This is a genomic window from Salmonella sp. A7 (genome assembly GCF_020181675.1).
GTDB lineage: Bacteria > Pseudomonadota > Gammaproteobacteria > Enterobacterales > Enterobacteriaceae > Salmonella > Salmonella enterica.
Genome location: NZ_CP084001.1, coordinates 181,469 through 200,687, shown reverse-complemented (window position 1 = coordinate 200,687; position 19,219 = coordinate 181,469). Strand labels below are relative to the sequence as shown.

At 52.1% G+C, this 19,219-nt stretch carries 15 protein-coding genes and 1 pseudogene; 5 read left to right on the top strand and 11 right to left on the bottom strand.

Annotated features, from left to right (window positions below; genetic code table 11):
• Positions 1 to 257: 257 nt before the first annotated feature.
• The 5 genes and pseudogenes from LCS67_RS00920 to LCS67_RS00900 all read right to left on the bottom strand — a co-directional run bounded on the left by LCS67_RS00920 (position 258) and on the right by LCS67_RS00900 (position 5,776).
• Positions 258 to 1,163 (bottom strand): hypothetical protein, encoded by a 906-nt coding sequence (locus tag LCS67_RS00920; RefSeq protein ID WP_000952518.1) that lies wholly within the window; start codon positions 1,161 to 1,163, stop codon positions 258 to 260.
• 364 nt (positions 1,164 to 1,527) lie between these two features.
• Positions 1,528 to 1,956: pseudogene (locus LCS67_RS00915) on the bottom strand (transposase); the annotation flags it as partial.
• Positions 1,957 to 2,344: 388 nt separating this feature from the next.
• Positions 2,345 to 4,414 carry a glycine--tRNA ligase subunit beta gene (gene glyS / locus LCS67_RS00910; protein WP_001291743.1) on the bottom strand — a complete coding sequence of 690 codons (2,070 nt, stop codon included), beginning with the start codon at positions 4,412 to 4,414 and terminating at the stop codon, positions 2,345 to 2,347.
• A gap of 9 nt (positions 4,415 to 4,423) precedes the next feature.
• Positions 4,424 to 5,335 carry a glycine--tRNA ligase subunit alpha gene (glyQ, locus tag LCS67_RS00905; RefSeq protein WP_001168556.1) on the bottom strand — a complete coding sequence of 304 codons (912 nt, stop codon included), beginning with the start codon at positions 5,333 to 5,335 and terminating at the stop codon, positions 4,424 to 4,426.
• 138 nt (positions 5,336 to 5,473) lie between these two features.
• Positions 5,474 to 5,776, bottom strand: coding sequence for a YsaB family lipoprotein (locus LCS67_RS00900; RefSeq protein WP_000605592.1), 303 nt, complete (start codon positions 5,774 to 5,776; stop codon positions 5,474 to 5,476).
• A 165-nt stretch (positions 5,777 to 5,941) separates the two neighbouring features.
• On the opposite strand from LCS67_RS00900, the gene LCS67_RS00895 reads away from it, so the two are divergent.
• A complete protein-coding gene (locus tag LCS67_RS00895; protein WP_001182575.1) occupies positions 5,942 to 6,937 on the top strand; it encodes an acyltransferase in 996 nt (331 codons plus the stop codon).
• 22 nt (positions 6,938 to 6,959) lie between these two features.
• Here LCS67_RS00895 and LCS67_RS00890 read toward each other — a convergent pair whose 3' ends face one another.
• From LCS67_RS00890 to xylA, 3 genes are all read right to left on the bottom strand, one after another.
• On the bottom strand, positions 6,960 to 7,313 hold the full coding sequence (locus LCS67_RS00890) for a YiaA/YiaB family protein (protein WP_000340932.1): 354 nt from the start codon (positions 7,311 to 7,313) through the stop codon (positions 6,960 to 6,962).
• Positions 7,314 to 7,487: 174 nt separating this feature from the next.
• Complete coding sequence (gene xylB, locus LCS67_RS00885) at positions 7,488 to 8,942, bottom strand: xylulokinase (RefSeq protein WP_000275311.1); 1,455 nt, start codon at positions 8,940 to 8,942, stop codon at positions 7,488 to 7,490.
• Between the two features lie 99 nt (positions 8,943 to 9,041).
• The gene (gene xylA, locus LCS67_RS00880) at positions 9,042 to 10,364 is read right to left on the bottom strand and encodes a xylose isomerase (RefSeq protein ID WP_001149561.1); all 1,323 of its coding nucleotides are present in this window, start codon (positions 10,362 to 10,364) and stop codon (positions 9,042 to 9,044) included.
• A 362-nt stretch (positions 10,365 to 10,726) separates the two neighbouring features.
• Here xylA and xylR point away from each other — a divergent pair, with 362 nt between their 5' ends.
• A complete protein-coding gene (gene xylR, locus LCS67_RS00875) occupies positions 10,727 to 11,905 on the top strand; it encodes a D-xylose utilization transcriptional activator XylR (protein WP_000459824.1) in 1,179 nt (392 codons plus the stop codon).
• 60 nt (positions 11,906 to 11,965) lie between these two features.
• On the opposite strand, the gene LCS67_RS00870 is transcribed toward xylR, so the two are convergent.
• Positions 11,966 to 12,790, bottom strand: coding sequence for a protein bax (locus LCS67_RS00870; RefSeq protein WP_001562170.1), 825 nt, complete (start codon positions 12,788 to 12,790; stop codon positions 11,966 to 11,968).
• Positions 12,791 to 13,105: 315 nt separating this feature from the next.
• Here LCS67_RS00870 and LCS67_RS00865 point away from each other — a divergent pair, with 315 nt between their 5' ends.
• On the top strand, positions 13,106 to 15,133 hold the full coding sequence (locus LCS67_RS00865; protein WP_080183711.1) for an alpha-amylase: 2,028 nt from the start codon (positions 13,106 to 13,108) through the stop codon (positions 15,131 to 15,133).
• A gap of 173 nt (positions 15,134 to 15,306) precedes the next feature.
• Positions 15,307 to 16,557 carry a valine--pyruvate transaminase gene (gene avtA / locus LCS67_RS00860; protein ID WP_000144384.1) on the top strand — a complete coding sequence of 417 codons (1,251 nt, stop codon included), beginning with the start codon at positions 15,307 to 15,309 and terminating at the stop codon, positions 16,555 to 16,557.
• A gap of 36 nt (positions 16,558 to 16,593) precedes the next feature.
• On the opposite strand, the gene LCS67_RS00855 is transcribed toward avtA, so the two are convergent.
• On the bottom strand, positions 16,594 to 17,067 hold the full coding sequence (locus tag LCS67_RS00855; protein WP_001078819.1) for a 4Fe-4S dicluster domain-containing protein: 474 nt from the start codon (positions 17,065 to 17,067) through the stop codon (positions 16,594 to 16,596).
• 116 nt (positions 17,068 to 17,183) lie between these two features.
• Complete coding sequence (gene yiaJ, locus LCS67_RS00850) at positions 17,184 to 17,984, bottom strand: IclR family transcriptional regulator YiaJ (RefSeq protein WP_000081340.1); 801 nt, start codon at positions 17,982 to 17,984, stop codon at positions 17,184 to 17,186.
• Positions 17,985 to 18,213: 229 nt separating this feature from the next.
• Here yiaJ and yiaK point away from each other — a divergent pair, with 229 nt between their 5' ends.
• Entirely contained in the window at positions 18,214 to 19,212 is a 999-nt protein-coding gene (yiaK, locus tag LCS67_RS00845; protein WP_000869005.1) for a 3-dehydro-L-gulonate 2-dehydrogenase, read from the top strand.
• The last annotated feature ends 7 nt before the right edge of the window (positions 19,213 to 19,219 follow it).

The following is a 19,219-nucleotide window of genomic DNA, read 5'->3' as shown; positions in this document are numbered from 1 at the left end:
TTTGTGCCAGCAGCGGACATTACCAGAGCCCCATTATATTAATCAATAAGTCGCACATCGGCCTAGTGAGTTTTATCCAAATAAGATTTTACAGCCAGTTATCATGGTAAACGTCATTATCAGATAAAAGAACTGGCGTTGTGAAAGCGAGGGAAAGCAACCTTTTCTGGCCAGCGTATAGATGACACCTGAAAGTAAAATAAACGCAGTTGTTGAAGATGGGAGTTCACTGAGTAAAATCCAGAATGAGCGATCCATCAATACATTTCACCGTTGCCAAAACGGAATGTTATATTTTGTTTTCTGGTGTCCCTCACGCCTCCCATGCTGAGCAAATTTTCAACAACGGTGTTTATTGACGAGCTCGGTATTTCATCATTAAAGAATGATTGTCTAACTGGTCCTGAAACCAAATCGACATTATTTATTCTCTCAAATGACATTTTCCCTGAGAAGCCAGAACTGCATAGTGAATGAAGCTGAATACGGATGAAGCCACTGACATATGCAGCAAACCACGGCCTGCTGAATACCGTTGTGTATTTTTTTTCTGAGGGCCATAGGTAGCTGTCCAGTTCTCTGCAGTTGTAGTTCAGTGTGTTTCCATCAATGTGTAAATATCCATACATTCTGAATCCAAACCATGGAAAGCTAATATGAGGATTGACTGTGTTGGTACGGCCCGCCAGAGCTGTCCGTTTGGCAAGCAACACTAAACATCTGTCTGTTTCATCGAGTACTTCATACCAGGAAACCGGAGCTGGCTCTCCCCAGTATTCTTCGTTGTACAGGCAATTATAGATCTGAACGATATCCAGAGCGTTTAATGTCATTATACGGTCATTCACCACAGCCTCTATTAAGGTGCCCTTCAGCGCTGCTAATTGGGATAATCGTTGAAGATCAGATGCTGCCAGACGGTTTCTGTATGTCTGGAGTTCTTCTCGCATGTGAGCAACGATTTGCTGATCCTCGATAGCTATATCACTGGTGGTGTGATTTAGCAGATCTCCCCAGCTAGAAAACCGATAAAAATACGCGACCATCTCATAGGCATGGTTCAATTGAACATTGCAGTGATCCCTGAGAAAACGGGCTTGTTTGCGAAGCTGATCGAGTGAGGGGACATATCGGTGATTGTTAACATTGATGCGTGAGAGCATTGCATATGCCTTTTACAAATACTCTGCGGCCTGTAAACACAGAGCAAAGTTAAAAGGATATGCTCTGAAAACTAAGGGGTAAAAAGCGCGTTGGCGGATTTGTCTACAGGCTGACAGGTCTGCGCATAACCTGCTAATTAGGTTATTAAAAAATCCAGTTACAGTCAATAGTCTGTGTTAAATATGTGCTAATCACTTAACTGCCCCCCCAAGGCAGCTAAAGTTTCATAACCCGTTTTCTACATATTTTATTCTTAGGGAAAGTGAAGTGCTATCAACGTCCGCTCCTCTCTCATAGCAGACATTTGCGTAACCGTATCCACCAACGTTCAGGTTCCCTGATAGCATCCCTGTACAGACCTTGTTAATTTCTGCCTGGATAGCTCTTTAGGCGGTATTCAACCGGGCTGAGTCCGTTAAATCTAAGGCTAATTCGTCGGGTATTGTAGTATCGTATGTAATCCTCAATAGCTATCTTAAGTTCATCAATATCCTTAAATTTACTGGTGTAAAAACTTTCTGATTTTAAAGTCCCGAAAAAACATTCTGCACAGGCATTATCAAGGCAGTTGCCTTTGCGGGACATACTTTGGATGATGCCAAACTCTCGTAACTGGTACTGGTACCATCAATGACGGTATTGCCAGCCCTGATCTGAATGAAGAACCGGATTGGTACCCGCATCAAGTCTGGCAAATGCCTTCATGAGTATGTCATCGATCATCGGCATGGTTGGACGTTCTGAAATACTGTAGGGGATAGCTTCGTTATTGAAGAGATCAATAATGGGCGCAGTGCACTTTTGATTTATATACCCTTCATACTTCAAGTTGCTTATGTGTTGGCTACGCTCGCTCACCCCAGTCACATAGTTATCTATGCTCCTGGGGACTCACTCCCTTGCCGCCTTTAAGCAACTCGAATTATTTTGGGTATAGTCAGGTGGGGCTTTTCTCTGTCTGCCTTTTGATGAATACCTGAGACAAACAGTCTCAAGCACCCGCAGCTATTCTAACGCCAATATCCGTACCGCCAGCGTTAATGTATTCCTGAAATATTTTTGCCAATCAATAGAAATAACCGCGTCTATGAGTTACAGAATTATTAGCGAATCGACTAGCACTCTTTACGTTATAAAAAAACCTGCCCGAGAGCAGGTTTTTATTTATTTAACTGAACGCTTATTGCAGTAACGAAATATCCGCAACCTGCAGGAACAGTTCGCGTAGTTTCGACAACAGCGTCAGGCGGTTGATACGGATATCTTTCTCTTCCGCGTTAACCATGACATTTTCGAAGAATTCATCCACCGGCGCGCGCAGAGCAGCCAGCTCAATCAACGCTTCCTGATAACGACCATCGGCAAAGTACGGCTGAAGCTTATCACGCAGCACAACCAGATGTCTGGCCAACTCAATTTCCGCCGCTTCTTTCAGTACGGAGGCGTGGACGATATCGTTCAGCGGCTCAGTGGCTTTCGCCAGGATGTTGGAGACGCGCTTGTTCGCCGCCGCCAGCGCAGAGGCTTCTTCCAGGGTGCGGAAGTGCGATACCGCTTTCATACGAGCATCGAAATCTGCCGGACGGGTCGGACGACGCGCCAGTACCGCCTGGATGGTGTCGACGGTGTAACCTTCGTCCTGATACCAGGCGCGGAAGCGACCCAGCATAAAATCGATCACATCATCGACTACGTTGGCGTTGGTCAGCTTGTCGCCATACAGACGCGCCGCTTCTTCGGTCAGCGTTTGCAGATCAAGGTTTAGGTTCTTCTCAACGATGATGCGCAGCACGCCCAGCGCGGCACGACGCAGCGCAAACGGGTCTTTGTCACCTTTCGGATGCTGACCAATACCGAAGATACCCGCCAGAGTGTCCATCTTATCGGCGATCGCCAGCGCACAGGCCACCGGGTTAGACGGCAGGTCATCACCGGCAAAGCGCGGCTGATACTGCTCGTTAAGCGCCACAGCGACATCTTCCGCTTCACCATCGTGACGCGCGTAGTGCATCCCCATCACACCCTGGGTGTCGGTGAACTCGAAGACCATGTTGGTCATCAGGTCGCACTTAGAGAGCAGGCCCGCACGAGTGGCGTGGTTAACGTCAGCGCCAATCTGACCGGCAATCCAGCCCGCCAGCGCCTGAATACGGTCGGTCTTGTCGCGCAGCGTGCCCAGCTGTTGCTGGAACAGCACGGTTTGCAGACACGGCAGATGATCTTCCAGACGTTTTTTACGGTCGGTATTGAAGAAGAATTCAGCATCCGCCAGACGCGGACGCACCACTTTCTCGTTACCGGAGATAATCTGGGTCGGATCTTTCGATTCGATATTCGCGACGAAGATAAAGTTCGGCAGCAGCTTGCCCGCGTTGTCATAAACCGGGAAATACTTCTGGTCGCCCTTCATGGTGTACACCAGCGCTTCGGCAGGCACGGCGAGGAATTTCTCTTCGAATTTCGCCGTCAATACCACCGGCCATTCCACCAGCGAGGCGACTTCTTCCAGCAGGCTTTCGCTCAGGTCGGCATTACCGCCAATCTTGCGTGCTGCTTCTTCAGCGTCCGCTTTGATTTTGGCTTTACGCGCTTCGTAGTCCGCAATGACTTTACCGCGCTCCAGCAGAATTTGCGGGTACTGGTCAGCATTGTCGATAGTGAACTCAGGCTGACCCATAAAGCGATGGCCGCGAATGACGCGGTCAGACTGAATACCCAGAATAGTCGCCGGAATCACTTTATCGCCCAGCAGCAGAGTCACAGTGTGTACCGGACGCACGAAGTGGACGTCAGACGCGCCCCAGCGCATCAGTTTCGGGATCGGTAGTTTCGCCAGCGAGGTGGCTACCATGTTCGGCACCAGCGCTTCGGTACTTTCGCCCTTCACGTGGGCGCGATACAGCAGCCATTCGCCTTTGTCGGTCTTCAGACGCTCGGCCTGATCAACGGTGATCCCGCAGCCGCGCGCCCAGCCTTCTGCCGCTTTGCTCGGTTTGCCTTCGGCGTCGAACGCCTGGGCAATCGCCGGACCACGTTTTTCGACTTCGCGATCGGGCTGAGATTCAGCAAGATTCGCCACTTTCAGCGCCAGACGGCGCGGGGCGGCAAACCATTCAACGTTACCGTGCGCGAGGCCGGCGTTATCCAGCTCCGCAGTGAAGTTCGCAGCAAAGGACTCAGCCAAACTGCGCAGTGCTTTTGGTGGCAGCTCTTCAGTGCCGATTTCCACCAGAAAAGTTTTCTCAGACATGGCCGCCTCTTACTTGTCTTTGTTGCACATCGGGAAGCCGAGGGCTTCACGGGAAGCATAATAAGCCTCTGCCACTGCTTTGGTCAGGGTGCGAATACGCAAAATGTAGCGCTGACGTTCGGTGACGGAGATAGCTTTACGCGCATCCAGCAGGTTGAAGCTATGGGCGGCTTTCAGAATACGCTCGTAGGCCGGCAGCGGCAGCGGGTTTTCCAGTGCCAGCAGCTGCTGGGCTTCTTTCTCATACTGCTCGAAGCAGGTGAATAAGAAATCCACATCGGCGTATTCAAAGTTATAGGTGGATTGCTCCACTTCGTTCTGATGGAACACGTCGCCGTAGGTGGTTTTACCCAGCGGGCCATCGCTCCAGACCAGGTCGTAAACGCTGTCCACGCCCTGGATATACATCGCCAGACGTTCCAGACCGTAGGTGATTTCACCGGTCACCGGCTTGCACTCCAGGCCGCCGACCTGCTGGAAGTAGGTGAACTGCGTCACTTCCATGCCATTCAGCCACACTTCCCAGCCGAGTCCCCAGGCGCCCAGCGTCGGGTTCTCCCAGTTATCTTCCACGAAACGGATATCGTGAATGGTCGGGTCCATACCCAGCTCTTTCAGAGAACCGAGATACAGCTCCTGAATATTCTCCGGAGACGGCTTAATCACTACCTGGAACTGGTAGTAGTGCTGTAAGCGGTTCGGGTTTTCGCCGTAGCGGCCATCGGTCGGACGACGAGAAGGCTGCACATAGGCAGTCGCCATCGGCTCTGGCCCCAGCGCGCGCAGGCAGGTCATTGGATGAGAAGTTCCCGCGCCGACTTCCATGTCCAATGGTTGAACAATGGTGCAGCCCTGGCGAGCCCAGTAATCCTGTAAGGTCAGGATCAAGCCCTGGAAGGTCCTGGTATCAAACTTTTGCATATTATTTCGTGCTGGATACGTGTGGATTTAAAGGAAGGAGCCAGTATACCCGCTGGATGCGAGATATACAGTATGAAACCGGTTTGTTTAGCGAAAATTGCCGGATTTCGCGGCATCACACCTCACCAGGCGCGGCTTTTACCGCATAGAAAGATGTAAAAACTGCCCATCTGCATCAAAAGAGCAGACAAAACTCTCTTTACGGAAGGTATTACCACGCATCTCATAGCTCCCCTGAAACTGCTCGAAGCCGGTAACAGCAATTTTCTGTGCGCCAGTGTTGTAACGCTGCGCCGCCTGGGCTTTACACAATGCTTCCATATCCAGCGTGCGTGTTGGGCTCACTTTACTCTGCTGGGCTTTTTGCGTCGGTGGCGGTGTCGCTGTGCATCCCACCAGAGCGATGGCTATCATCACAGTACAGAAATACTTCATTATCATTTTTATTACCGTCTGGTTTGCTGGTCAGTCTTATTATTAAGGTTTGTGGGTAGCAGACACATTGTGCGAATCTCCTTACGCCATCACAAGATGTAGCGTAGAAAGTCAGATTTTTCCAGTGAGCCACCGCGCTGGAACTCTATTGAAACGGAAGCTGAGGAACTGATGCAGCCTAAAATTAACTGGATTGATAACCTGCGAGGGATCGCCTGTTTAATGGTAGTGATGATCCATACTACAACGTGGTACATCACCAACGCCCACAGCGTCAGCCCGCTAAACTGGGATATTGCGAATGTCCTGAATTCGGCTTCGCGCGTTAGCGTTCCCCTGTTTTTTATGATTTCAGGCTATCTTTTTTTTGGCGAGCGCTGCGCGCAACCGCGGCATTTTTTACGTATCGCCCTGTGCCTTATCTTTTACAGCGTTGTCGCCCTGGCTTACATTTCACTTTTTACTTCGATCAACGTCGAGCTTTCGCTAAAAAATGCGCTGCAAAAACCCGTGTTTTACCACCTGTGGTTTTTCTTTGCGATTGCGGTGATCTACCTGGTATCGCCATTAATCCAGGTAAAAAACGTGAGCGGCAAAATGCTCCTGACGCTGATGGTGGTCATTGGTATTATTGCCAACCCAAATACTGTGCCGCAAAAAATCGGCGGCGTTGAATGGTTGCCCATCAATCTGTATATCAGCGGTGACACGTTCTACTACATTCTCTACGGTATCCTGGGCCGCGCCATTGGAATGATGGAGACGCAAAAGTCATCGCTGACGCTTATCTGCACTGCCCTGTTCATCATCGCGGTATTTGTTATTTCTCGCGGCACATTGCATGAATTACGCTGGCGCGGAAATTTTGCCGATACCTGGTATCTGTATTGCGGTCCCATGGTGTTTATTTGCGCCGTCTCACTGTTCACGGTAGTTAAAAATAAGCTGAATGCGCGGACGTTACCTGGACTGGGGCTTATCTCCCGCCACTCGCTGGGTATTTATGGTTTCCACGCGCTGATTATCCATGCGCTACGTACTAATGGTCTGGAGTTAAAACGTTGGCCGCCGTTAGACATCGTGTGGGTTTTTGCCGCGACGGTGACAGGAAGCCTGCTACTTTCCATGCTGTTACAGCGTATTGATAAACGGAAATGGGTTAGCTAAACGACAATGATGGCTCCGGCCATCATTCATCATCACTGTAGGAAGCGTAAAGATCGGTTCCATATATACTGACCCCCAGCGCCACCAGACACAGTATTTTCAGCGCGCCCGCCAGCGCCAGGTTAAATACGCCGACCGCGACCATGCCGATGCCAAGCAACAGCAAAGATTTACAACGAGAAAGCAAGCGGTCATTCCCCGTGTGTTCCTGGCGAATTAAGACAGGAAAACCGCACATGACGATTGCCGCAAAAAAATATCCCTTTTCGCTTAATGTATGACAGCCTGGCCACAGTCCCACCAGGTATACCACTGCACCGACGACTAACATTCCCAGGCCGAATATCCGTTTCCTGCGCGCAACGTGATCGTCCATCTCACTCTCCTTGTGGTTGAGTGAGACACATTAAGCGAAGAAATAGCGATGAAAAAGGCGCCTGCTTAGCAATAATATAAAAATCAGAAAACACACATACTTACTTCGATATAATTCAATAGAATCAATATTTACGGGAAATGCCTTTCAGCCAAAACCGAAAGGCATTCTGACTTATGACATCAACGGCAACAGCTGCTGATAGAGTCGACGGAAGGTTTCACGACGTTGTTGATAAACCGCATGACGCTGCGCATCAGGATAATGCGCCTGCTCCAGCGGCAACTGCGGCAATACATCGGCGAGCGGAGTCTGTTTATTCACCGCAATTTGCGCCAGACGCGCCGCGCCCAGCGCTGGTCCCACATCGCCGCCAGTACGATAATCAAGCTGTAGCCCGCTAATATCAGATAGCATCTGACGCCAGTATTCGCTGCGCGCCCCGCCGCCGATAAGCGTCACGCTGGCGGGCTTGACGCCGCAGGCGTGAACCACATCCATGCCATCCGCCAGAGCATATCCCACGCCTTCCAGTACCGCCCGCGCCAGTTCCGCCGGGCCATGCTGATGGGTTAAACCAAAGAAAACGCCTTTTGCCTGCGGATTATTATGCGGCGTGCGCTCGCCGGACAGGTACGGCAAAAACCAGATCGGATCGGTATGCTCATCCGCCTGCTGTGCGGCGGCAATCAGCGCCGGGACGTTCTCCTGCCCGGTGAGTTTAGCCGCCCAGTCCAGACAAGAGGCGGCGCTCAACATCACAGACATTAAATGCCAGCGTTCCGGCAGCGCATGGCAAAAACTGTGTACTGCGCTCTCCGGTTTACTCAGAAAGCCGTCGCTGACGGCAAAATAGACGCCCGATGTTCCAAGTGAGAGCATCGCCTGTCCGGCATCGATCATTCCTACGCCGACCGCGCCAGCCGCATTGTCGCCGCCGCCCGCCACCACAGGTACTGCTGGCATTCCCCATGCGCTGGCTACCTCTGGCAGCAACGTTCCGGTAATGTCACTACCTTCAAATAACGCTGGCATCTGCTGTCGGGTTAAATGACAGGCGTTGAGCATAACGTCGCTCCAGTCGCGCTTTTTCACGTCCAGCCACATCGTTCCTGCCGCATCCGACATATCGCTGGCAAAGACGCCCGTCATTCGCAGCCGCAGAAAATCTTTCGGCAGCAGAACTTTGTCTATCTGGCGGAAAATATCCGGTTCGTGGCACTGCACCCAGACTAATTTGGGCGCGGTAAAACCGGGCATCATCAGATTACCGGTTATCGCACGCGACTGCGGCACCTTTTTTTCCAGCCAGGCGCACTCTTCGCTACAGCGTCCGTCATTCCATAAAATCGCTGGTCGCAGAACCTGCTGACGGCTATCAAGCAATGTCGCGCCATGCATTTGTCCGGCGATGCCCAACGCCCGAACGCCACTTAACGACTGTTGCCGACCTAAACCTTTAACCGCACGATCCGTCGCCTGCCACCACTGCTCTGGTTCCTGTTCCGACCATAAGGGATGCGGACGCGATACGGTCAGTTTTTCAGTATGCGTAGCCAGCACATCGCCCTGCTCATTCAACAGGATAGCTTTTACACCCGATGTACCAAGATCGATCCCGATATACATAGTGTGGGTTCCTTTACTGAAAGCGCCCGGCAGCGCTACGCTTACCGGGCTAATCACGACTACAGGCCGGGCTAACGCGGAGTCGCCCGGTAGATAGGGTTATTTATCAAACAGATAACGGTTAACCAGATTTTCTAACAGCTCCTGATGACCGCTTTGATGTACTGGCGCCAGATTATGCTGCTCCGCATACTGCGCCAGTTCGCCTAAGGAGAGTTGTCCTTTCAGAATCTGCTGCCCCAGCTCACCATTCCAGCCGGCATAGCGCTTCGCCACGCGTTTATCCAGCTCGCCGTCTTCAACCATACGCGCGGCGATTTTCAGCGACAACGCCATCGTATCCATCGCGCCGATATGACCGTAGAACAGATCGTATTTATCGGTGCTCTGGCGACGAACTTTGGCGTCGAAGTTGAGACCGCCCGTCGTGAATCCGCCCGCTTTCAGGATTTCGTACATCACCAGCGCGTTCTCTTCAACGCTAATAGGGAACTGATCGGTATCCCAGCCCAGTTGCGCATCGCCGCGGTTGGCGTCAACGGAGCCAAAAATACCCAGCGCGATAGCGGTCGCGATTTCATGGTGGAACGAATGGCCCGCCAGCGTGGCGTGGTTCGCCTCAATGTTCACTTTGATCTCTTTTTCCAGGCCGAACTGTTTGAGGAAGCCATAGACCGTTGCAACGTCATAATCATACTGATGTTTTGTCGGTTCCTGCGGTTTCGGTTCAATCAGCAGCGTGCCCTGGAAACCCATTTTATGTTTGTGCTCGACCACCATTTGCATAAAGCGGCCAATCTGTTCGCGTTCCTGGCGCAGATCGGTATTCAGCAACGTTTCATAACCTTCGCGCCCGCCCCACAGGACGTAATTTTCGCCGCCCAGTTTATGCGTGGCGTTCATTGCCGTAACCACTTGCGTCGCTGCCCAGCTAAAGACCTCCGGGTCCGGGTTAGTGGCGGCGCCTGCGCCATAGCGCGGGTTGGTAAAGCAGTTCGCCGTTCCCCACAGCAGTTTTACGCCGCTCTGCTCCTGTTTCGCCGCCAGCACATCCACCATCTGCGCGAAGTTGTTTTTATATTCTTTCAACGACGCGCCTTCCGGCGACACATCCACGTCATGGAAGCAATAAAAAGGCACATTCAGTTTGTGGAAAAATTCAAACGCCACGTCCGCTTTGCGTTTCGCCAGCTCCAGCGCTTCGCCCGGTTGCTGCCACGGACGATTAAACGCGCCTACACCAAACATATCCGCGCCGTTCCAGCAGAAGGTATGCCAGTAACAGGCCGCGAAACGCAGGTGATCTTCCATACGTTTACCTAAAACCAGCTCGTCGGGATTGTAATGACGAAATGCCAGCGGGTTAGTCGATTGAGGGCCTTCATAGCGAACACGATCGAGTTGGTCAAAATAAGCCTGCATAGTGAGCTCCATAATCAGATAAGACGGCAAGTAAACGACATAACGTCATACTGGAATTTCCTGATTTATTGCTCAATTACGTTATTTCACACCGCTATTAAGAGAATCCCCAAATGTGCTCTGGCTCTCAAAAAAACGCTGAAAACCACAGAAGAAAAAAGCGATCGCGATCGAATCCTGGCAAATAAACAAAAAACCGTAATATATAGATAAGAAATGACAATTGTCATCCGCCGTTTGCTGTGATGAATTTCGCATAACGTTTCAGGCGCAAAATAATTTGTCATCATTCGCCAGACCGTTATGTCAGCCGTTTTGATAGTATCCATGAGTCCAGGTTCACTTTTGCAGGATATATCCTCATGTTTGATAAACGTCACCGCATCACTCTGTTATTTAACGCGAATAAAGCCTATGACCGTCAGGTAGTGGAGGGGGTGGGTGAATATTTACAAGCCTCGCAATCCGAATGGGATATATTTATTGAGGAAGATTTCCGTGCCCGTATCGATAACATTAAAGAGTGGTTAGGCGACGGCGTTATTGCCGATTACGATGATGACGATATCGCTCAATTATTGGCCGATGTCGACGTACCCATTGTCGGGGTCGGCGGTTCTTACCATCTTGCTGAAAATTATCCCGCCGTTCATTACATCGCCACCGATAATCATGCGCTCGTTGAAAGCGCTTTCCTGCATTTAAAAGAAAAAGGCGTCAACCGCTTCGCGTTTTACGGTTTGCCCGACTCCAGCCGCAAACATTGGGCGGCGGAACGGGAATACGCCTTTCGTCAGCTGGTCGCCGAGGAAAAATACCGCGGCGTAGTCTATCAGGGGCTGGAAACCGCGCCGGAAAACTGGCAGCACGCGCAAAATCGCCTCGCCGACTGGCTTCAGACGCTGCCGCCGCAAACCGGCATCATTGCCGTAACGGATGCCCGCGCCCGTCACGTATTGCAGGCCTGCGAACACCTGCATATTCCGGTGCCGGAAAAACTTTGCGTTATCGGTATTGATAACGAAGAGTTAACCCGTTACCTGTCGCGCGTCGCGCTTTCCTCCGTCGCGCAGGGGGCGCGGCAAATGGGCTATCAGGCAGCTAAACTGCTGCACCGTTTGCTGGCGCGCGAAGAGATGCCGTTACAGCGCATTCTGGTGCCGCCGGTGCGCGTCATTGCGCGCCGCTCGACAGACTATCGCTCCCTGACCGATCCGGCGGTTATCCAGGCGATGCACTTTATTCGTAACCATGCCTGTAAGGGCATTAAAGTCGAGCAGGTGCTGGACGCGGTTGGGATTTCACGTTCAAACCTGGAAAAACGTTTTAAGGAAGAAGTTGGCGAGACGATACATGCGCTGATCCACGCCGAAAAGCTGGAAAAAGCGCGTAGTTTGTTGATTTCTACCACGTTGGCGATAAACGAAATTTCGCAAATGTGCGGCTACCCGTCACTGCAATATTTCTATTCGGTGTTTAAAAAGGAGTACGTCACTACGCCTAAGGAGTATCGCGACCAGCATAGTGAAGCGTTGTTGTAGTTTATCCAGCCTACAGATGCCTTGTAAGCCGGATAGCGTAGCGCCATCCGGCACACAGAATTACATATGCGCGGCGATCAGACGCTGGTTGTCCTGGTACATCGCGAACAAGTAGTTGTTATAGCGCGACCCCTGGGTAGAGTAACCCTTCAGCTTATGAATCATCGCCGTGGCGGTGACTTCCTGATCCGCCTTACGCAGTTGGGCGCGCGACTTGCGGAAAGAGGAATAAGCCGGATGCGTGTTCAGGTTGGCGACATACGCGCTCACCGACTCCTCAACCGACGCGAATTGCGAGTAACCTTTCACCTTACCCGGCGTATTGGTACAACGCCCTTTCGTACACTTCATGCCGAACAGGTTGTTGTTGCTACGCGCCAGTTTAGAGGTTCCCCAGCCGCTTTCCGCCGCCGCCATCGTCGCCACCATGCTGGTTGGGATAATGTCGACGCGCTCCAGCAATGTATTCCACGGAATACGACGCGTGTTGCCGGACCAGCTCACTTTATAGCGCTTCGCGATATCTTTCATACGCGCGCGCTCAGACGGCGACCAGCGGTTCTGGTACTGTTTTGAGATCAGCCAATTACGGTCCGCGGTAATCGCGGCATTTTGGCTGGTGATGTAAGGCATAACGGTCCGGAGAAACGCTTTTTTTCTGGGGGTTCCGGAAGGGTATTTTCGCAAATCAGGAAGTGAACTGCTCTTTGCACTATTGCGAGAATACTCTTGTTTACTGCTAACCTGTTTATAACTTTTCTCGGTTATGTGGGACTTTTGACTCGTTTGTGTTGCGTGCGTCTTTGCCAGCACCTCACCCGAAAATGCGATGGTGAGTAACATAAGAATCATTGCCCCATATCGTCGCATGGGAGTCAATATCATTAGGTCTCCTGGTCGGATTGATACATTCCAACACCTTTTATTTTTCACGAAGTTAAGGTTTGAACCCCAAATTCTAGCAAAAATAGGCTTAAAAAGCACCTCAGGGAATAGTCTTAATCCGAAACTATGTCAACTATTAACGATAACAGACAGCAATAATGCCAATAAAATGTGGTGCTTATCGCAAATAGAGGCGTTTTTTTGCGCCTCGTCGCTCACCCTCGCGCCTCCTCCTGCGCGACTCTCTGCGGGGGAGGAGTTCATTCGCCTAAAAACCAGGCAAGCTGATGAATATTGCCCACAAAGGATAGCGTGATGAAACTTGCCGCCTTCGCTCTGACGCTGATACCCGGTATCGCGATCGCCTCATCATGGACCTCGCCCGGTTTTCCAACGTTCTCGACGCAGGAAACCGGACGCTTTACCAGCCATGCTGCATTAACAAAAGGTACACGCGCGTTAACGCTCCATATTGACCAGCAGTGCTGGCAGCCCTCCGGCGCCATAAAACTCAACCAGATGTTGTCGTTAAAACCCTGCGAAGGCGCGCCGCCGCAATGGCGTTTGTTTAAAGATGGCGACTATACGATAACGGTAGATACCCGATCCGGTACGCCGACCCTGTTGTTATCGATAAAAACTGAACCTGAACGCACCGCGCAGCTCGCCTACCAGTGTCCCGTCTGGGATGGTTCGCCGCTCACGCTGGATGTTCGCCAAACCTTTCCGGAAGGGACGGTAGTGCGCGATTATTACAGTGGTCAAACCGATACCGTCCAAAACGGGCAAATCACGCTGCGACCTGCCGACAGCCACGGGCTTTTATTGCTGGAACGCGCGGAAACCCATGCATCAGCGCCTTTTAACTGGCGCAACGCCACCGTTTATTTTGTGCTTACGGATCGTTTTCGCAATGGCGATCCAACCAACGACCACAGCTATGGTCGCCATAAGGATGGTATGCAAGAGATTGGCACTTTCCACGGCGGCGATTTACGCGGGTTGACGAGTAAACTGGACTATCTACAGCAATTAGGCGTGAACGCCTTGTGGATAAGCTCGCCGTTTGAACAGATCCACGGCTGGGTCGGCGGCGGGACAAAAGGCGATTTTCCTCATTACGCCTATCACGGCTATTACACTCAGGACTGGACGACGCTGGATGCCAATATGGGCAGCGAAGCCGATCTCCGCGCGCTGGTCGACGGCGCGCATCAGCGCGGCATCCGTATTTTATTTGACGTAGTAATGAATCATGCCGGTTACGCCACGCTGGCGGATATGCAGGAGTATCAGTTCGGCGCGCTCTATTTATCCGGCGCGGAACGGCAAAAAATTCTCGGCGATCGCTGGACAAACTGGCGACCCGCCGCCGGACAAAGCTGGCACAGCTTTAACGACTACATCAACTTCAGCGACAGCGCCGCCTGGGAAAAATGGTGGGGGAAAAAGTGGATTCGTACCGATATTGGCGACTACGACAGTCCGGGATTTGACGATTTAACCCTGTCGCTGGCCTTCCTGCCGGATATAAAAACGGAATCTACTACGCCTTCCGGCCTACCCGCGTTCTATGCCAACAAGCCTGATACTAAAGCAAAGTTCATTGAAGGCTATACGCCACGGGATTATCTGACTCACTGGTTAAGCCAGTGGGTGCATGATTACGGCATTGACGGGTTCCGGGTCGATACTGCCAAAAATGTTGAGCTTCCTGCCTGGCAACAGCTAAAAACCCAGGCCAGCGCGGCATTACGCGAGTGGAAGCAGGCCAATCCGGACAAAGCGCTGGATGATAGCCCGTTCTGGATGACTGGCGAAGCGTGGGGCCACGGCGTCATGAAAAGTGATTATTATCGCTATGGTTTCGACGCGATGATCAATTTTGATTATCAGGAGCAGGCCGCGAAAGCGGTCGATTGCCTGGCGGAAATGGGGCCAGTCTGGCAGCAGATGGCGGATAAACTGCAGGATTTCAACGTATTAAGTTACCTCTCCTCGCATGATACGCGCCTTTTCCGTGAGGGCGGTGATAAGGCGGCGGAACTGCTGCTGCTTTCGCCGGGCGCGGTGCAGATCTTTTACGGCGATGAATCCGCTCGTCCCTTCGGCCCCACCGGCTCCGACCCCCTGCAAGGCACCCGTTCAGATATGAACTGGCAGGACGTGAGCGGAAAGTCAGCCGCAGCCGTCGCGCACTGGCAGCGTATTAGCCAGTTCCGCGCCAGACATCCCGCCATCGGCGCAGGCCAACAAACCACGCTGACGCTAAAACACGGGTACGGTTTTGTACGCCAGTACGGCGACGATACGGTGATGGTCGTCTGGGCAGGCCGCCGCTAATCATGGCGCTACCGGTCCCCTCGCGTACCGGTAGCCCCTTCAAAATAAAAAACTAACCTGATAAAAATTTGTAGCATAAAACATCAATACCACCGCCTGACCCCCATTTGCGCCCCGCCATTTGTAGCGTTATGGTTATCCACTTTGACAGACAGTTCGATAGATCACCCGTTATGACATTTTCACTTTTCGGCGATAAATTTACCCGCCATTCAGGCATTACCCGCCTGATGGAGGATCTCAACGACGGCTTACGCACCCCAGGCGCCATCATGCTTGGCGGCGGTAACCCGGCACACATCCCTGCAATGCAGGATTATTTCCAGACGCTACTGACAGAGATGGTAGAAAGCGGCAAAGCCGCTGATGCGCTTTGTAATTATGACGGTCCCCAGGGAAAAACGGCGCTACTGAATGCACTGGCCGTACTGCTACGTGAAACGCTGGGATGGGATATCGAACCACAGAATATTGCGCTGACAAATGGCAGTCAGAGCGCGTTTTTCTACTTATTTAATCTCTTCGCCGGACGTCGCGCCGACGGCAGTACGAAAAAGGTACTATTCCCGCTTGCGCCGGAATACATCGGCTATGCGGATTCCGGTCTGGAAGACGACCTCTTCGTTTCGGCGCGCCCGAATATTGAACTGCTGCCGGAAGGCCAGTTTAAGTATCACGTCGATTTTGAGCATCTGCACATCGGCGAAGAAACGGGGATGATTTGCGTCTCGCGCCCGACCAACCCAACCGGTAACGTTATCACCGACGAAGAGCTGATGAAGCTGGACAGACTGGCGAACCAGCACAACATCCCACTGGTGATTGATAACGCTTATGGCGTACCGTTTCCGGGCATTATCTTTAGCGAGGCGCGCCCGCTGTGGAACCCCAATATTATCCTATGCATGAGCCTCTCAAAGCTGGGACTGCCCGGTTCCCGCTGCGGGATTATCATCGCCAATGATAAGACGATTACCGCCATTGCCAACATGAACGGCATCATCAGCCTTGCGCCCGGCGGCATGGGTCCGGCGATGATGTGCGAAATGATTAAGCGTAACGATCTGCTGCGGCTGTCGGAAACGGTTATCAAACCTTTCTACTATCAGCGCGTTCAACAGACGATCGCGATCATTCGTCGCTATTTATCCGAAGAACGCTGCCTGATTCATAAACCGGAAGGCGCAATATTTTTGTGGCTGTGGTTTAAAGATCTGCCGATTACCACCGAGCTACTCTATCAACGCTTGAAAGCGCGCGGCGTGCTGATGGTGCCGGGCCACTATTTCTTTCCCGGGCTGGATAAACCCTGGCCGCACACACACCAGTGTATGCGGATGAACTACGTGCCTGAACCGGACAAAATCGAGGCGGGCGTAAAAATTCTGGCAGAAGAGATAGAACGCGCCTGGCGTGAAGGCTGACGGCTATTCCGGCCATCATGCAGGCCGGAACGACATTCAGAAAGGTTGAGAATAGAGGCGCTGGCGCTGCACGTGTGCTGCGTCAACGCACTGTAACGCACTGGTCGGGCAGGCTTCCACGCACGCCGGCCCCGCTTCCCGATGCCAGCAAAGATCGCATTTAATCGCCTGCGCGCCTGACGTGGACGCCACCACGGTCATCGCGCCAAACGGGCAAGCCAGCATACAGCTTTTACAACCAATGCAGCGCGATGGCGTCACGAAGATATGCCCCCGATCACGTCGAATCGCCTGTACCGGGCAGACATTCGCGCACGGCGCGTCCTCACACTGATGGCAGACCGTGGCCGTGGTGAAGCTATCCTCTTTTATCACCCGGATACGCGGCACAAAGTCCGCCGTCGTCACCGCCGCGCTATTCTGCTGTTCCTGGTGCGACACCACGCAGGCGACCTCGCAGGTACGACACCCGATACACGCCGACGCATCCGCCATAATAAACCGGTTCATTGTTCTCCCCCTGCGTTAAAACGCCAGAATGCCAGAGAGCCATTCCCCGCCGCTTTGATCCCACTACGCAAACGGACAAATTTTGTCAGATGCCTGATAAAACCTGGCGAGCTGTCTTATTCGCGAACGGTAAATCCCAGCTCATTAGAGATAGCCTGTGCGGTTTCACGCAACGGTTTGAGCAGATTTTTCTCGCCGATCTGTTTTAGCCGTGACGTCGACAGTGAAATAGAAATGGCGTAAGGCACTCGATGGTGAATATCAAACACAGGCACAGCAATACAGGAAACGCCCAGTTCATTTTCTTCGCGATCCATTGCCATGCTGGTTTCACGAATTTGCGCCAGCTCATCGTACATTGCTGGTAAATCGGTAATGGTGTTGCGAGTCAGCGGCTGGATCTGATCTTTATGGCTTTCCCAGTAAGACGCCACATAATCCGGCTGACCAAACGCCATATAAATTTTCCCCATCGCCGAGCAGTACAGCGGCATATGCTGGCCAATGTAGGCGCGCGTGCGCAGCATACCGGTGGTCGGTTCCAGCTTATAAATCAGGATAGCGTGATCATCTTCACGGCTGGAAAAATTCACCGTCTCGCCGGTGGTCAGGTTGAGCGCCTCAAGGTGCGGTGCCGCAACGTGGATGATATTCAGCGATGACAGGGCTTTTTGGCCGACGGCAATAAACTTTGTCGTCAGACGGTAGCTCCCGGCCGCCGGCGCTGGCGTCACGTATCCGCAGGATTGAAGCCCCTGCAACAAACGATGGACGGTACTCTTGTTCAACCCCGCCAGCTCCGACAGGTGCGCCAGCGGGCAACCGTTCGGGTAGTTACTCAAAATTTCTATCAACATCAGGCCACGAAACAGGCTCTGACTCCCCGCAGGCTTCTCTTTATCGTTGTTCTGGCTCATCAGAAAACTCTCTCCTTTCTTGGGCGATCAGATGGTAGCTCAAAGTGTGTTGCAGTTCACGATATCAGCATAAAAAACATAACCCGATGATTTTAATCGTTTTTAAAAACCTTCTCTGGCGTTGCCATGTCAATTTTTGATCTATATATTTGGAACTACATTTCGTATTATGAAATTTATCGACAAAAAAACATACTAAAATTTCTAACAATCGACCAGGAGAACAGGGATGAAAGTAACTTTCGAAGAGTTAAAAGGGGCCTTCTACCGCGTCTTGCGGTCGCGGAATATTGCGGAAGATACCGCCGACGCCTGCGCGGAAATGTTCGCTCGCACCACCGAGTCCGGTGTCTATTCCCACGGCGTGAACCGCTTTCCCCGCTTCATCCAGCAACTGGATAACGGCGACATTATTCCTGATGCTAAACCGCAGCGAGTTACCAGCCTCGGCGCCATCGAACAGTGGGATGCTCAGCGCGCTATCGGCAACCTGACGGCGAAAAAGATGATGGACCGGGCCATCGAGCTGGCTTCCGATCATGGTATTGGCCTGGTGGCGTTACGTAATGCTAACCACTGGATGCGCGGCGGCAGCTACGGCTGGCAGGCGGCGGAAAAAGGCTATATCGGCATTTGCTGGACCAACTCCATCGCCGTCATGCCGCCGTGGGGCGCGAAAGAGTGCCGTATCGGTACCAATCCGTTGATCGTCGCCATCCCGTCTACGCCGATCACGATGGTAGATATGTCGATGTCGATGTTCTCTTACGGCATGCTGGAGGTTAACCGCCTGGCCGGCCGCGAGCTTCCTGTTGACGGTGGATTTGACGATGAAGGTAATTTGACCAAAGAACCGGGCGTTATCGAGAAAAATCGCCGCATTTTACCAATGGGTTACTGGAAAGGCTCTGGTCTGTCGATTGTGCTGGACATGATTGCCACCCTGCTTTCCAACGGTTCTTCCGTTGCCGAAGTGACCCAGGAAAACAGCGATGAATATGGCGTCTCACAGATTTTCATCGCCATAGAAGTGGATAAGCTGATCGATGGCGCAACCCGCGATGCCAAACTGCAGCGGATTATGGATTTCATCACCACTGCTGAACGTGCCGACGACAACGTCGCGATTCGGCTGCCTGGCCACGAATTTACCAAACTGCTGGATGACAACCGCCGTCACGGTATCACCATTGACGACAGCGTCTGGGCCAAAATTCAGGCGCTGTAAGGAGCCA

Bases quoted from the DNA above. Each gene is read 5' to 3' on its own strand.
- LCS67_RS00920 (WP_000952518.1), bottom strand. From the start codon at position 1,163: ATGCTCTCACGCATCAATGTTAACAATCACCGATATGTCCCCTCACTC.
- glyS (WP_001291743.1), bottom strand. From the start codon at position 4,414: ATGTCTGAGAAAACTTTTCTGGTGGAAATCGGCACTGAAGAGCTGCCA.
- glyQ (WP_001168556.1), bottom strand. From the start codon at position 5,335: ATGCAAAAGTTTGATACCAGGACCTTCCAGGGCTTGATCCTGACCTTA.
- LCS67_RS00900 (WP_000605592.1), bottom strand. From the start codon at position 5,776: ATGATAATGAAGTATTTCTGTACTGTGATGATAGCCATCGCTCTGGTG.
- LCS67_RS00895 (WP_001182575.1), top strand. From the start codon at position 5,942: ATGCAGCCTAAAATTAACTGGATTGATAACCTGCGAGGGATCGCCTGT.
- LCS67_RS00890 (WP_000340932.1), bottom strand. From the start codon at position 7,313: ATGGACGATCACGTTGCGCGCAGGAAACGGATATTCGGCCTGGGAATG.
- xylB (WP_000275311.1), bottom strand. From the start codon at position 8,942: ATGTATATCGGGATCGATCTTGGTACATCGGGTGTAAAAGCTATCCTG.
- xylA (WP_001149561.1), bottom strand. From the start codon at position 10,364: ATGCAGGCTTATTTTGACCAACTCGATCGTGTTCGCTATGAAGGCCCT.
- xylR (WP_000459824.1), top strand. From the start codon at position 10,727: ATGTTTGATAAACGTCACCGCATCACTCTGTTATTTAACGCGAATAAA.
- LCS67_RS00870 (WP_001562170.1), bottom strand. From the start codon at position 12,790: ATGATATTGACTCCCATGCGACGATATGGGGCAATGATTCTTATGTTA.
- LCS67_RS00865 (WP_080183711.1), top strand. From the start codon at position 13,106: ATGAAACTTGCCGCCTTCGCTCTGACGCTGATACCCGGTATCGCGATC.
- avtA (WP_000144384.1), top strand. From the start codon at position 15,307: ATGACATTTTCACTTTTCGGCGATAAATTTACCCGCCATTCAGGCATT.
- LCS67_RS00855 (WP_001078819.1), bottom strand. From the start codon at position 17,067: ATGAACCGGTTTATTATGGCGGATGCGTCGGCGTGTATCGGGTGTCGT.
- yiaJ (WP_000081340.1), bottom strand. From the start codon at position 17,984: ATGAGCCAGAACAACGATAAAGAGAAGCCTGCGGGGAGTCAGAGCCTG.
- yiaK (WP_000869005.1), top strand. From the start codon at position 18,214: ATGAAAGTAACTTTCGAAGAGTTAAAAGGGGCCTTCTACCGCGTCTTG.